This is a genomic window from Streptomyces sp. NPDC057249, from assembly GCF_042669245.1.
Lineage (GTDB): Bacteria > Actinomycetota > Actinomycetes > Streptomycetales > Streptomycetaceae > Streptomyces.
The window spans coordinates 13694-27058 of sequence record NZ_JBHUXS010000001.1 but is presented as its reverse complement, the minus strand read 5'-3'; the positions used below and the strand labels follow the sequence as shown (position 1 = coordinate 27058).

At 71.8% G+C, this 13365-nt stretch carries 12 protein-coding genes; 4 read left to right on the top strand and 8 right to left on the bottom strand.

Going from position 1 to position 13365, the window contains the following annotated elements; genetic code table 11:
• Positions 1-186 precede the first annotated feature (186 nt).
• Together ACFUJY_RS00120 and ACFUJY_RS00115 are read left to right on the top strand one after the other, a co-directional pair.
• The gene (locus ACFUJY_RS00120; RefSeq protein WP_383292190.1) at positions 187-1410 is read left to right on the top strand and encodes a PQQ-binding-like beta-propeller repeat protein; all 1224 of its coding nucleotides are present in this window, start codon (positions 187-189) and stop codon (positions 1408-1410) included.
• Positions 1411-1826: 416 nt separating this feature from the next.
• A complete protein-coding gene (locus tag ACFUJY_RS00115; RefSeq protein WP_383292187.1) occupies positions 1827-2552 on the top strand; it encodes a M23 family metallopeptidase in 726 nt (241 codons plus the stop codon).
• Positions 2553-2597: 45 nt separating this feature from the next.
• Here ACFUJY_RS00115 and ACFUJY_RS00110 read toward each other — a convergent pair whose 3' ends face one another.
• Positions 2598-3182: a TetR/AcrR family transcriptional regulator gene (locus ACFUJY_RS00110; protein WP_383292184.1), complete on the bottom strand. Its 585-nt coding sequence runs from the start codon at positions 3180-3182 to the stop codon at positions 2598-2600.
• 125 nt (positions 3183-3307) lie between these two features.
• On the opposite strand from ACFUJY_RS00110, the gene ACFUJY_RS00105 reads away from it, so the two are divergent.
• Complete coding sequence (locus ACFUJY_RS00105; RefSeq protein ID WP_383292181.1) at positions 3308-4891, top strand: MDR family MFS transporter; 1584 nt, start codon at positions 3308-3310, stop codon at positions 4889-4891.
• A gap of 87 nt (positions 4892-4978) precedes the next feature.
• Here the strand turns inward: ACFUJY_RS00105 and cseC are convergent, their stop codons facing one another.
• The 5 genes from cseC to ACFUJY_RS00080 all read right to left on the bottom strand — a co-directional run bounded on the left by cseC (position 4979) and on the right by ACFUJY_RS00080 (position 9515).
• Positions 4979-6334, bottom strand: a complete 1356-nt coding sequence (cseC, locus tag ACFUJY_RS00100) for a two-component system sensor histidine kinase CseC (protein ID WP_383292178.1) — start codon at positions 6332-6334, stop codon at positions 4979-4981.
• Positions 6331-7035, bottom strand: a complete 705-nt coding sequence (gene cseB / locus ACFUJY_RS00095) for a two-component system response regulator CseB (protein WP_383292175.1) — start codon at positions 7033-7035, stop codon at positions 6331-6333. Before cseB ends, cseC begins: the two co-directional genes overlap by 4 nt.
• A 10-nt stretch (positions 7036-7045) precedes the next feature.
• Positions 7046-7771, bottom strand: a complete 726-nt coding sequence (locus tag ACFUJY_RS00090; protein WP_383292172.1) for a hypothetical protein — start codon at positions 7769-7771, stop codon at positions 7046-7048.
• Positions 7759-8307 (bottom strand): SigE family RNA polymerase sigma factor, encoded by a 549-nt coding sequence (locus ACFUJY_RS00085; protein WP_111330130.1) that lies wholly within the window; start codon positions 8305-8307, stop codon positions 7759-7761. Before ACFUJY_RS00085 ends, ACFUJY_RS00090 begins: the two co-directional genes overlap by 13 nt.
• A gap of 305 nt (positions 8308-8612) precedes the next feature.
• On the bottom strand, positions 8613-9515 hold the full coding sequence (locus ACFUJY_RS00080) for an A/G-specific adenine glycosylase (RefSeq protein WP_383292169.1): 903 nt from the start codon (positions 9513-9515) through the stop codon (positions 8613-8615).
• 333 nt (positions 9516-9848) lie between these two features.
• Between ACFUJY_RS00080 and ACFUJY_RS00075 the strand changes: the two genes are divergently transcribed.
• Positions 9849-10607, top strand: a complete 759-nt coding sequence (locus tag ACFUJY_RS00075) for a hypothetical protein (protein ID WP_383293818.1) — start codon at positions 9849-9851, stop codon at positions 10605-10607.
• 58 nt (positions 10608-10665) lie between these two features.
• Here the strand turns inward: ACFUJY_RS00075 and disA are convergent, their stop codons facing one another.
• Together disA and radA are read right to left on the bottom strand one after the other, a co-directional pair.
• Positions 10666-11790 (bottom strand): DNA integrity scanning diadenylate cyclase DisA, encoded by a 1125-nt coding sequence (gene disA / locus ACFUJY_RS00070; protein ID WP_026171409.1) that lies wholly within the window; start codon positions 11788-11790, stop codon positions 10666-10668.
• Between the two features lie 142 nt (positions 11791-11932).
• Complete coding sequence (gene radA / locus ACFUJY_RS00065) at positions 11933-13345, bottom strand: DNA repair protein RadA (protein ID WP_383292166.1); 1413 nt, start codon at positions 13343-13345, stop codon at positions 11933-11935.
• Positions 13346-13365 lie beyond the last annotated feature (20 nt).

The window sequence follows — 13365 nt, the reverse complement described above, 5'->3', positions numbered from 1 at the left end:
CCCTTTTTCCGCGTCGCGGACACGGTGACAGCGGCGTCACAGGAACGTTCCGGTCGCGTTCGCTCCGCGCATCGACCGAAAATCGCTGGTTAGTCTGGCCCCGCTTCGGGCGGCCTGCCCGAGAGGGCTTCTCGTTTGCAAACGGGAGCCCGGAATCACGTAACGAACGAGGGGGACGGGCACGCCATGGGCAGAGGCGATGTGTCGCGCAGGCGGATGATCAGGCTGGCCGGAGTCGGGGCGGGGCTGGCCCTGCTGGGCGCCGGGACCGCGGCCTGCGGCCCGGTCGAGGAGCCGGTCGAGGGCGGCGGCTCCGGTCCGGGGAAGCCGGGCGGGTCCGGGGAGTCCGGGGGCGCCGCCCCCGAGCCGGGCGGGAAGCCGAAGCCGGCCTGGCAGCACGCCACCACGTACGACGGTCTGGCCTGGATATCCGCGGTCGCCGTGGTCGACGACGTGGTGCTCGTCTCCGGCGACCCGCTGGTGGCCCGCGACCTGTCCACCGGCAAGGAGCTCTGGTCCCGCGCCGAGGTGACCACCCCGGGCGCGAACATGCTCATCGGCGACGGCACCCTCTACCTGGCCAGCGCCCGGTACGACGGCAACGTCATCGGGATCGACCCCAGGACCGGCAAGGACACCTGGCGCAGCCGGCTCGGGGACAAGGAGTACTCCCAGCCCCGGGTCATCGCCGCCGACGCCGACCACGTGTACGTCGTCGCCGGGATTCTGGACAAGAACTTCCGGACCCCCGACAACGTGATCGCCGCCATCGACACCTCCTCGGGCAAGGTCGTCTGGCGCGAGCAGCGCGACCACGGCACCGAGGCGAACGGTCTCACCGCGCGGGTCTCCGGCAAGCGCCTCGTCTACACGGACTTCCGCGAGAACCTCACGGTCCGCGACACCGCGACCGGTCACCAGGTCTGGACGAAGAAGATCGGCCGCACCAGCAACCGCGGCTTCGAGGTCCACGGGGGACTGGTCATCATCGCGACCCGCGAGAAGATGCGCGCCTTCGACCTGGAGACGGGCGCCGAGCGCTGGTCCTTCGCGACCGAGAAGTACAGCCGGTTCAACGACCCGGCCGTTCTGGACGGCGTCCTCTACGTCTCGGACACCGTCCACGCCCTGTGGGCGGTCGATCCGGCGACCGGGAAGCGCCACTGGCACAACGAGGAGAGCCTGGAGATCGCGGCCCCCTGGCAGTTCGCCAAGGTGGGCGACGTCCTCTACGGGGCCACCCAGTTCGACAAGAACGGCGGCATCCACGCCTTCGACCCGGCCGACGGCAAGCTGCTGTGGACGTACAACGACGGCTCCGGCGACATCGACCGCTGGTACCTGGCCTCGGGCGGCAAGCAGCTGGTCGCGCTGCACGCCGAGAAGGTGACCGGGCTGCCCGTGGGATAGCGCGCGACCGCGGGCCGAAGGTCCCGAAACGGACGGCCTTCGGTCCCACCGCCGGTGACAAGGCGCACAGGCCGTTTCGGCCCTACTAGCCGCCTTAGGAGCAACGGGCCCGATCCGTCGGGGGCCTTTCGGCCCTGCGGCGGACGGGCCCTCCGCCCACTCGGGGCCGGATGCCCGCTCGGGGGGCGTATGTCCGGTCGGGGCGGTTTAGAACTGGGCCTAAACCTGTTCCGGAGAGGACTTTCGCGGGCCTTCCGGAGGGCGTCGGGCGGGGTCATCGGTTCGAATTCCCGGGGTGCTTTCTACGGCTTTTGATCGTAGATGGGGTGTTTGAGCACCGGCGGGGGTGCGGGTTACCAAGGTATGGCCAGCCCGGCACACCGCCGGGTCCAGTCATCTCCGGAGGATTTCCGCTTATGTCGAAGCGCGTTACGTTCCAGTCCCGCCGCCCGTCCGTGTCCCGTATGCGTGGCGCCGTGGTGGCAGCCGGTCTGGGGACGTCGATGGTTCTCGGTGCGGGTGCTGCGTTCGCGGCCGGCACTGCGGACGCCCCCCAGGCCCCCGCCCTGGTCTCCTCGGCCACCGCCGACTCGGTCGCCAAGCAGGCGACCGCGCAGGGCAAGGCCGCGGCCAAGCACGAGGCCGAGAAGAAGGCCGACGCGGCGAAGAAGAAGGCGGCCGCGAAGAAGAAGGCCGCCGCCAAGAAGAAGGCCATCGCCAAGCTTCCGTGGGAGGCCCCGGTCGACCACTACGAGCTGAGCGCAAGCTTCGGCAACGACGGCAGCCGCTGGGCCCACAAGCACTCCGGCCAGGACTTCGCCGTGCCGATCGGCACCAAGGTCGAGGCCGCCCACAGCGGCACGATCGTCAAGGCCGGCCCGAACGGCGGCGGCGACGGTCCCGCGTACGGCAACGCCATCGTGATCTCGCACGGCAACGGCACGTACTCGCAGTACGCGCACCTGTCCAAGATCGACGTGCACATCGGCGAGCACGTGAAGAAGGGCGAGAAGATCGCCCTGTCCGGCAACACCGGCAACTCCAGCGGCCCGCACCTGCACTTCGAGATCCGGACCACCCCGAACTACGGTTCGGCGGTCAACCCGGTCAACTTCCTGCACAAGCACGGCATCAACGTCTGATCCGGCCCGTGCTCCCGGCCCCCCGGCCCCTGCTCCCGAGCAGGGTCACCGGGGGGTTTCCGGGTCGTGGGCCCGGGTGACCAGTTCGACGGCGACTTCGAGAGCGGCCTTGCGCTTCTCCTCGGGGTCGCCTTCGACGTCCTTCAGGGCGATCATCCCGGCGTGCAGGGTGATGAGCGCGCTGAAGCACCGCACCTGGTCGGTGAGCGGTGCGCCCGGTTCCTTGATCAGGTCCATCAGGCCCAGGACCCGGGTCTTGATCGTCTCGCCGATGCTCAGGTCGCGGACCGTCGCCTGGTTCTCCTGCATGAAGCGGAAGAGCGGGGCCGCGTGGGCCAGCGCGTCGCTGTAGCGGCGGAGCAGCTCCTTCTTGGTCTCCAGGGTGCGCGGCTGGGTCTCGCCCCAGGTGATCAGCTCCTCCACCGGGCGGTTCAGGTCCTCGAAGATGCTGACGAGGATGTCTTCCTTCGTCTTGAAGTGGTAGTAGAGCGCCGCCTTGGTGACGTCCAGCTTCTCGGCGATCTCCCGGAGCGAGGTCTTCTCGTACCCCTGCTCGGCGAAGAGCTCCAGGGCGACGTCCTGGATGCGCTGGCGAGTGTTGCTCCGGCGCGGCTGCGGCGTGCTGCCCATGGTGCTCTCCCAAATCAACTTACTTGACGCCCGGCTAGTTACGGGTCTACCTTCCTCCAGTGTAAGCAACTAGCCGGGCGGCAAGTAAGGGTCCGGTGGCACGGTTGACTGGGGAGTTGGGGAAGATGGCGGACCTGATCAAGACGGCGGACGGGAAGGCGGGCGGCCCACCGGCCACGAAGGCGGAGCCATCGGCTCCGCCGCAGCGCAGCGTCCGGGTGGTGGTGCTCGCCCTGATGATCGCCATGCTGCTGGCGATGCTCGACAACCTGATCGTCGGCACCGCGATGCCGACCATCGTCGGTGACCTCGGCGGCCTCGAACACCTCTCGTGGGTCGTCACGGCCTACACCCTGGCCACCGCCGCGTCCACGCCCATCTGGGGCAAGCTCGGCGACATGTACGGGCGCAAGGGCATCTTCCTCACGTCCATCGTGATCTTCCTGATCGGCTCGGTCCTCAGCGGCATGGCCCAGGACATGGGCCAGCTGATCGGCTTCCGGGCCGTCCAGGGGCTCGGCGCCGGCGGTCTGATGGTCGGCGTCATGGCGATCATCGGCGACCTCGTGCCGCCCCGCGAGCGCGGCAAGTACCAGGGCATGATGGCCGGCGTGATGGCCATCGCCATGATCGGCGGGCCCCTGGTCGGCGGCACCATCACCGACCACCTCGGCTGGCGCTGGAGCTTCTACATCAACCTGCCGCTCGGTGCCGTCGCGCTGGTCATGATCACCGCGGTCCTGCACCTGCCCAAGCGGGAGCGGACCAAGCGGAACGTCGACTACCTGGGCGCCGCGCTGCTCACCGTCGGCATCACCGCGATCGTGCTGGTCACCACCTGGGGCGGTTCCGAGTACGACTGGAACTCCGCGGTCATCATGGAGCTCATCGCGATCGGCGTCGCCTCGCTGGCCGGCTTCCTCTTCGTCGAGACGAAGGCCGCCGAGCCGATCATCCCGCTCCACATATTCCGCAACCGCAACTTCACGCTCATGTCCGTGGTCGGCTTCATGGCCGGGTTCGTGATGTTCGGCGCGGTGCTGTTCCTGCCGCTCTACCAGCAGTCCGTGCAGCACGCCTCCGCCACCAACTCGGGGCTGCTGCTCCTGCCGATGCTGCTGTCCATGATGGTCGTCTCGCTCATCGCGGGCCGGGTCACCACCAGCACCGGCAAGTACAAGGTCTTCCCCGTCGTGGGCTCGATCCTCATGGTCGTCGGCCTCTTCCTGCTCGCCCAGATGGACACCGGCACCAGCCGCCTCACCTCCGGGCTGTACATGGCGGTGCTCGGCGCCGGCATGGGCTTCCTGATGCAGATCACGATGCTCGTCGCGCAGAACAGCGTCGAGCTGAAGGACATGGGCGTCGCGTCCTCCTCGACCACCCTCTTCCGCACGCTCGGCAGCTCCTTCGGCGTCGCCATCATGGGCGCGCTGTTCACCGGCCGGGTCCAGGACGAGATGGCCTCGCGAGGCGGCGGCGCGGCCACCGCGCACTCCGCCCAGCTGGACGCGGCGAGCCTGGCCAAGCTGCCGGTGCGGGCACGCGAGGCGTACGAGTTCGCGGTGTCGTCGGGCACCCACATCGCGTTCCTGGTCGGCGCGTCCGTCGGCCTGGTCGCGGTCGTCGCCTCCCTGTTCGTCAAGGAGGTCCCGCTGCGGGGCGCCGGCCCCGAGACCAAGCCCGCCCCGGCGGTCGCGGAGATCTGACCGGACACGGACGTACGCGCAGGGCCCCGGGACACCCGTCCCGGGGCCCTCGCCCGTTGTCCCGACGGCCCCGGCACGCCCCGGCCGTCAACGCCCCTGCCCGGCCTCCGTCTCCGCCGGGCCCCGCTGCTCCGCGAACTGCAGCATCGGATAACTGCCCGTGGCCGTCGGCGCGTGCTCGGGCAGCCACAGCACCGCGACCGCCCCGCCGCTGCCCTCCGCCGCACCCTCCGGCGCCGCGTTCCGGAAGGTCAGCCGGGCCCCGAGCACCCGGGCCTGGCCCGCCGCGATCGTCAGCCCCAGTCCGTGCCCGCGCCCGGCCCGGTCGGCCGACCCGGTACGGAACCGGCTCGGCCCCTCCCGCAGCAGCGCCGCCGGGAACCCGGGCCCGTGGTCGCGGACCCGGACCACCCGGCCCTCGACCGTGACCTCCACCGGGGTCGCCCCGTGCTTGGCCGCGTTGCCCAGCAGGTTGCCGAGGATGCGCTCCAGGCGGCGCGGGTCCGTGTTGACCCAGGAGTCGTGGACCACCTGCACCCGGACCTCCGGGTCCAGCAGGGCCACCCGCCGGCTGACGAACTCGCCGAGCGCGATCTCCTGGAGCTCGGCCCGCTCCGACGCGCTGTCCAGCCGGGCCACCTCCAGCACGTCCTCGACCAGCGTGCGCATCGCCTGGGCCCGGTCGCGCACCAGCTCCGTGGGGCGGCCCGGCGGCAGCAGCTCGGCCGCCGTGAGCAGCCCGGTCACCGGCGTCCGCAGCTCGTGCGCGATGTCCGCGGTGACCCGGCGCTCCGCCTCGATCCGCGCGTTCAGCGCGTCGGTCAGCGCGTCCACCGCACCGGCCAGCTCGTCCGTCTCGTCGCGCACCACACCGCCGACCGCGTCCCTCACTCGGACGTCCGTGTTGCCCTGGGCCACCTTCCCGGCGGCCGCGGCCGCCTTGCGCAGCCGGCGCGAGAGCTGGCCGCCGATCAGCACCCCCAGCGCGGAGCCGCCGAGGACCACCGAGACCGAACCGATGATCAGCGCCCGGTCCAGGTCGCCCATGATCGTGGTCGAGCGGTCCGCGAACCGGGTGTGCAGCGACAGCACGTTCCCGTTGCCCACCGGGACCGCCGCCCAGACGTCGGGCACCCCGCCGGAGTCGTCCACATGCGTGGCGCGGCGGTTGCGCCGGACCTCCTCGCGCAGGCTCTGCGGCATCGTCGGATCGTTGAGCTTCGCCCCGAACCGGGGATCGGCCTTCTTGGTCTTCTTCGCCTCGTACAGCAGCTGCGCGTAGGTCAGCCGCTCCAGCTGGACCTCGCGGGCGTTCTCCAGCATCGAGACACGGGCCGCGTTGTGCACCACCAGGCTCAGCGCGACGGCGATCAGCGCGCCGACCGCCGCGATCGCGATGCTGATCTTCCAGCGGACGCCCGTCCGCAGGGACGGCCGCCTCATGCCCGGAGCTTGTAGCCGAAGCCGCGGACCGTCTCGATCCGGTCCTGGCCGATCTTCGTGCGCAGCCGCTGCACATGGACGTCCACGACCCGGGTGTCCCCGCCCCAGCCGTAGTCCCAGACCCGTTCGAGCAGCTTGTCGCGGGAGAGCACGGTGCCGGGCGCCGAGGAGAATTCCAGGAGCAGCCGCATCTCGGTCGGGGTCAGCGCCACCTGGGCACCGCCCCTGCGGACCTCCATGCCCTCGGTGTCGACCTCCAGGTCCCCGAAGACCAGCACCCCGCCCACGGCCTCGGGCTCCGGCTGCCCGCCACCGGCCCGGTCGCCGGACGCGTGGCCGAAGCGGCGCAGCACCGCCCTGATCCGGGCCACCAGCACCGCCCCGTCGAACGGCTTGGTGACGTAGTCGTCCGCGCCGGCCTCCAGACCGAGGACCACGTCGATCGAGTCGGCCCGCGCCGACAGCATGATCACGGGGACCGTCGACTCGTCCCGGATGCGGCGGCACAGGCTGACCCCGTCCAGGCCGGGGACCATGACGTCGAGCAGCGCGATGTCGGGCCGGTCCGCCCGGAACGCCTCCAGGCCGGTCAGCCCGTCGGGCACCGCGGTGACCGCGAAGCCCACCCGTTCCAGCGCGAGCTGGGTGGCCTCTCGGATGACGTCGTCGTCCTCGACGAACAGCACATGGGTCTCGGCCATCGGAAAGCTCTCAGTTCCTCGGCGGTTCCGTGGGCTCGGGAAGGTTTCCGTCGCCCGCGCCCACGGCACGGTTGAAGTCGTTGCGCACCCGGTCCTGCTCGGTGAACCGGCCGTTCGCCCAGTGGTACGTGATCACCTCGTCGCCCGAGGGGTAGGCGACCGAGTCCTTCTTCTCGTACACCTGGGTCGTCACCACCAGGTCCCCGCGGTCGATGGTGCCGTAGACGGCGGGCTGCTCGACGGTGAAGACGTTGTCGTACGTGCCGTCGGCGCGCGGCCGGTAGACGTAGGTGCCGACCCCCACGGAGTCGCCGCAGGTCATCACGTTCACCACGACGTCGGCGGACGGGCCGCCGGTGATCCTGCCGTACGAGGTGTCCACCGGATACTCGTCGCCGCTGCACGCCTTCAGGTCCATCCGGACCCGCCCGCTCACCTTCGGGTCCGCCTTGAGCAGCGCCACGGCGTCCACCCGGGGCGCGGGCTTCGCCGTGGCGGCGGCCGTCGTGCTCGGGGTGACCTGGACGACCGGTTCGGCGCCCGCCGGGCCCTCGTCCCGGGTGCCGGTGCCGCCGGTCGAGCAGCTGACGGCGAACAGCCCGAAGACGGCGAGGCCGGCCAGGGCCGCGCTGCTCGCCGCCCAGCCGGTCAGCGGGCGCCTGTCGGCGCCGGCCGTTCCCCCGCCCGTTGTGCCGGTGACCGTGCCGTCGTCACCGCTGCCTGTCAGGCCGCGCACCGCTCCCGCCCCCGCTCCTCGGCGAGCCGGGTCTCCCGGCTCGCCGCTTCCCTGTTCTCCAGCTCCTGGCGCAGCCGCGCCAGCGCACGGTGCAGCGTGCTCTTCACCGTACCGGCCGACATGCCGAGCGCCGCCGCGGTCTCCTCCGTGCTCATCTGCTCCCAGTGTCGCAGGACGACGACACTGCGCTGCTTGGGAGCCAGCACGCCCAGGATGTCCATCAGCAGGGCCCGGTCGGCGCGCTGCTCGGTGCCGTCCTCGATGCTGGCGTCGGGCAGCTGTTCGGTGGGCACCTCGTCCAGCTTGCGCGCCCGCCACCACTCGGTGCGGGTGTTGATCATGACGCGGCGCAGATAGGCGTCGGCGAGGGACTTGTCCTCGATGCGGTCCCAGCGGCCGTACGTGCGGGCCAGCGCGGTCTGGAGCAGGTCCTGGGCATCCACGGGGTCCGGGACGAGCCGGCGCGCACTGCGCAGCAGCGCCTCCTGCCGGGTCCGTACGTACTCCTCGAAGCCGAGCACCTCGCCCTGCGCCATCACAACCGCCTCCATCCCCGTGGGTCCCCGTGAACCGCTCGTACCGCTGCCCGCCGGTGGTCGGTTCCGGCTGACGTCGCAGACGCTACGGAGCGGTTGTCACGAGGCTGTGCGGGGCAGCCGTACGCGGACGCACGGCTGTCCATCGGTTGTGTAACAGCGCGGGGAGGAGACCGGACAAACGACCCCGCGCCGGACGCGCGAAGGGCCCGTCCGCCCCGTCATTGTCACGGAGCGGGCGGGCCTCAGGGCCTTTGTTACGAAGGCGGGCGGACGCTGTTACGCGGGTGGGACGACCGGGCCGGTCAGGTCAGCGGCAGCCGGTACCGCCGGTCGGCCAACGGCTCGACCAGCCCGTCGGCGACCAGCCCGTCCAGGGCGCGGGCCCGCTGCACCGGCTCGTCCCACACCGCGTCGAGCGCCGCCTGCGGGACCGGGCCGACCGCCTCGCGCAGCACGGCGAGGAGCCTGCCGCGCACCTGCCGGTCCGTGCCGGCGTAGGTCTGGCCCCGGCGCGGCGGCCCCTGGTGCGCGGGCTTCCCGGCCAGCCGCCAGGCGCACTGCTCCGCGATCGGACAGCGCGAGCAGTCCTCGTTCTTCGCGGTGCAGACGAGGGCGCCCAGCTCCATCGTGGCCGCCGCCCAGCGAGCCGCCTGCTCGTCCTCGTCGGGCAGCAGCTCCCGGGCGAGCCTGCGCTCGGCGGCGGTCGTCGCGTTCGGCGGGTACTGGATGCCGTTCGCGGCCCGTGCGAAGACCCGGCGGACGTTGGTGTCGAGGACGGCGTGACGCTGCCGGTACGCGAACGAGGCCACGGCCGCCGCCGTGTACTCGCCGATGCCGGGCAGGGCGAGGAGCTGGGCGTGCTCACTCGGTACGTCACCGCCATGGCGTTCCGTTATCGCCTGGGCGGCCCCGTGGAGGCGCAGCGCCCGGCGCGGGTAGCCGAGCCGGCCCCAGGCGCGGACCGCCTCGCCGGGCGGCTCGGCCGCGAGGTCGGCGGGGCGCGGCCAGCGGGCGAGCCACTGCTCGTACACCGGGAGGACCCGGTTGACGGGGGTCTGCTGCAGCATGAACTCGCTCACCATCACGCCCCAGGCCCCCGCTTCGGGGCGGCGCCAGGGCAGATCGCGGGCGTGCTGGTCGAACCACCCGATCACGGGGGCGTGGAGGGAGGCGGGGGGCGTCTGTGTCGCAGTCGTGGCAGTCATCGCACCATCGATCCTGACACGGCGTTCCGGTAAGAGGCCCCACGCCCCGCGAGCCGTTGCGGCAACTGGCCCATGGGCCGTTCTCCGCCCGCCTCGGCGCACTCGCCCTGCGTAAACGTTTCCTCGCAGACGGTCACATCGGCTGCTCCCGGTGCTCGAACTGGCCCTCGCAGGATGATGATCCGGAAAACTTGGGGATCAAGGCGGCGGGTGGGGCGGGAGTTGGGCCGGATCTCTCGTACAGTTTGGGCCGTGGGATCTCTGCGCAATCCGATCGGTCCGCTACCCTCCAGCATCTACTGGCGACGGAGGGCGGTCGCGGCGGCCCTGGTCGTGCTGCTCGCGCTGCTGATCGCATGGGCCGTCACCTCCCGCGGCGGCGACGGGGATCACCACGACGACGCCAAGGCGCCCGGCTCCAGCCCCGCGGGCTCGATCACACCCGGCCCCTCCGGTTCCGGCCCCGCGATCACCGAACAGCCCGGCGGTGGCGGCGAGTCGAACGGCTCCGGCGGCAGCAGCGGTGGCACGGGCGGCGGTTCGGGCGGCGGTTCCGCCGGTTCGGGCGGCGGCTCGGACGCCAACGGCGGTGGCCAGGAGACCGGTTCGGGTTCCGCTTCCGGTTCCGTCGGCGCCGGTGGAGCGGACGGGGCGGAGGCAGCGCGTCCGGTCCCGGCCGGCTCCTCGCTCCCCGACTGCACCGCGGGCGCGATCCGGATCGCCCTCAAGACCGAACTCAGCTACGCCCCGGACGAGAAGCCCGAGTTCCGGCTGTTCGTCACGAACACCTCGTCCACCGCCTGCAAGGCCGACTTCGGACCGAAGAGCGCGGTGCTCACCATCACCGAGGCGGGCGGGGACGACGACGAGGTGTGGTCGTCCAAGGACTGCCCGCGCGACCCGAAGGCCGTCCTGATCGAGGTGCCCGCCGGGAAGACCGTCGTGCACACCGTGGAGTGGAACCGGGCGAAGAGCGCCCCCAAGTGCGCGACGCCGCCCGCGGGCAAGGCCGAGCCGGGCACGTACCTCGTGGAGGCCAAGGCGCCGGGCGAGCCCGTGCAGCGCGCCTCGTTCGTCCTCGCGAAGGACTGAGCGGCGGGGCGTTCCGGGCGGTCTTCCGGGGGAGCGCCGGGGCCCTGCGCGTACCGCCCTACACGTACCGTTCGAGGATGGACGACTCGGCCAGCCGGGACAGGCCCTCGCGCACGCTGCGCGCCCGGGCCTCGCCGACCCCGTCCACCGTCTGGAGGTCGTCCACGCTCGCCGCGAGCAGCTTCTGCAGACCGCCGAAGTGCTCCACGAGCCGGTCGATGATCGCGCCCGGCAGCCGCGGCACCTTCGCCAGCAGCCGGAAACCGCGCGGCGACACCGCCGAGTCCAGCGTCTCGGGCGAGCCGCTGTAGCCCAGCGCCCGCGCCACGACCGGGAGTTCGAGCAGCTCCGTGTGGGTCAGCGAGTCCAGCTCGGTCAGCGCCTCCGCCACCGTGCGCGAACGCTTCGCCGTCGGCTCCGGCACGTAGTCCCGCACGACCAGCTCGCGCTCCGGCTCCACGCCCGCGATCAGCTCGTCCAGCTGGAGCGAGAGCAGCCGGCCGTCGGTGCCGAGCTCCACCACGTACTCCGCGATCTCCGTCGCGATCCGGCGGACCATCTCCAGGCGCTGGGCCACCGCCGTCACGTCCCGGACGGTCACCAGGTCCTCGATCTCCAGCGCGGAGAGCGTCCCGGCGACCTCGTCCAGCCGCAGCTTGTACCGCTCCAGCGTGGCCAGGGCCTGGTTGGCGCGGGACAGGATCGCCGCCGACTCCTCCAGGACCCGCCGCTCCCCGTTCACGTACAGCGCGATCAGGCGCATCGACTGGGAGACCGAGACGACCGGGAAATTGCACTGCTTGGAGACCCGGTCCGCCGTGCGGTGCCGGGTGCCGGTCTCCTCGGTGGGGATCGACGCGTCCGGGACCAGCTGCACTCCGGCGCGCAGGATCTTGGTCATGTCTTTGTCGAGGATCAGCGCGCCGTCCAGCTTGGCCAGCTCCCGCAGCCGGGTCGCGGTGAACTCCACGTCCAGCACGAAGCCGCCCGTGCACATCGACTCGACGGTCTTGTCCATGCCGAGCACGATCAGACCACCGGTGTTGCCGCGGAGAATGCGCTCCAGGCCGTCCCGCAGGGCCATTCCGGGCGCTACGGCGCTCAGCGAGGCGCGCATCAGCGCCTCGTTGCCCGTGGTTTGGCCGGACTTTCCGGGCGATGCTGCCCGGTCGCTGGCTGCCACTGCACTCCTCCGGTCACAGGTTTGCGGTGCCCTCGTGGCCTGTCGGTCGGAACAGGCCGTCCGATCGAAGGACCCAGGGGGTGTCTGACGCACCCCGTGTCCCTCATGCCGTTCGTACGGACGGGCGAGACCAGGGCAAAGTCTACCGGCGTGCGTCGTCCTCCCGGGGGGCCTGTGCGCGGGTCCGGCGCGGGAGCGCCCTGAGCGCGTCGCCCATGTCGGCCACCTCCGTCACCTTCATACCGGCCGGGACCTTGCCCGGATCGGTCGGAACCAGGGCGTGCGTGAACCCCAGGCGGTGCGCCTCGGCCAGCCTGCGCTGCACCCCCGTCACCCGCCTGACCTCGCCCGCGAGCCCCACCTCGCCGATCGCCACCAGGTTCTTCGGCAGCGGTGTGTCGCTCGCCGCGCTCGCCAGCGCCAGCGCGATCGCCAGGTCGGCGGCCGGCTCGGACAGCTTCACGCCGCCCACCGTCGCGCTGTAGATGTCCCGCTTGCCCAGCGAGCTGATCCGGCCGCGCTGCTCCAGGACCGCGAGCATCATGGACACCCGGGAGGTCTCCAGACCCGAAGTGGTTCGCCGGGGGGACGGGATCTGCGAATCCACCGTCAGCGCCTGCACCTCCGCGACCAGCGGCCGCTTACCCTCCAGCGTCACGGTCAGGCAGGTGCCCGGCACCGGCTCGTCGCGCCGGGTCAGGAAGAGGCCGGACGGATCGGCGAGACCCGTGATCCCCTCGTCGTGCAGCTCGAAGCAGCCGACCTCGTCGGTCGCCCCGTACCGGTTCTTGACGCCGCGCACCAGACGCAGCCGGGCATGGCGGTCGCCCTCGAACGACAGCACCACGTCCACCAGGTGTTCCAGCAGCCTGGGCCCGGCGATCGCGCCCTCCTTGGTGACGTGGCCCACGAGCAGCGTCGACATCCCGCGCTCCTTGGAGGCCCGGATCAGCGCCCCGGCCACCTCGCGGACCTGCGCCATCCCGCCCGGCGCGCCCTCGATCTCCGGCGAGGCCACGGTCTGCACCGAGTCCAGGATCAGCAGCGACGGCTTGACCGCGTCGAGATGGGCGAGCACCGCGGACAGATCGGTCTCCGCCGCCAGATACAGATGGTCGCTGATCGCATGGATGCGGTCGGCCCGCATCCGCACCTGCGACGCGGACTCCTCGCCCGTCACATACAAAGTCCGGTGCTCGTCCGTCGCCGCCTTGGCCGCCACGTCGAGCAGCAGCGTGGACTTGCCCACGCCCGGCTCGCCCGCGAGCAGCACGACGGCCCCGGGCACCAGACCGCCGCCCAGCACCCGGTCCAGCTCGCCGACCCCGGTCGGCCGGGCGGTGGCCTGCCGGCTGTCCACCTGGCCGATGGGCAGCGCGGCGGTGGAGACCCGCCCCGCCGCCGTGGTCCGGACGGCGGGCGCGCCGCCGAACTCCTCGACCGTCCCCCACGCCTGGCACTCGGGGCAACGGCCGAGCCACTTCGCGGTGGTCCAGCCGCATTCGGTGCAGCGGTAGGACGGCCGGTCCTTCGCGGATTTCGTACGGGCAGCCATGGCGCCACCGTATCGGTGGG

Bases quoted from the DNA above. Each gene is read 5' to 3' on its own strand.
- ACFUJY_RS00120 (WP_383292190.1), top strand. From the start codon at position 187: ATGGGCAGAGGCGATGTGTCGCGCAGGCGGATGATCAGGCTGGCCGGA.
- ACFUJY_RS00115 (WP_383292187.1), top strand. From the start codon at position 1,827: ATGTCGAAGCGCGTTACGTTCCAGTCCCGCCGCCCGTCCGTGTCCCGT.
- ACFUJY_RS00110 (WP_383292184.1), bottom strand. From the start codon at position 3,182: ATGGGCAGCACGCCGCAGCCGCGCCGGAGCAACACTCGCCAGCGCATC.
- ACFUJY_RS00105 (WP_383292181.1), top strand. From the start codon at position 3,308: ATGGCGGACCTGATCAAGACGGCGGACGGGAAGGCGGGCGGCCCACCG.
- cseC (WP_383292178.1), bottom strand. From the start codon at position 6,334: ATGAGGCGGCCGTCCCTGCGGACGGGCGTCCGCTGGAAGATCAGCATC.
- cseB (WP_383292175.1), bottom strand. From the start codon at position 7,035: ATGGCCGAGACCCATGTGCTGTTCGTCGAGGACGACGACGTCATCCGA.
- ACFUJY_RS00085 (WP_111330130.1), bottom strand. From the start codon at position 8,307: ATGGCGCAGGGCGAGGTGCTCGGCTTCGAGGAGTACGTACGGACCCGG.
- ACFUJY_RS00080 (WP_383292169.1), bottom strand. From the start codon at position 9,515: ATGACTGCCACGACTGCGACACAGACGCCCCCCGCCTCCCTCCACGCC.
- radA (WP_383292166.1), bottom strand. From the start codon at position 13,345: ATGGCTGCCCGTACGAAATCCGCGAAGGACCGGCCGTCCTACCGCTGC.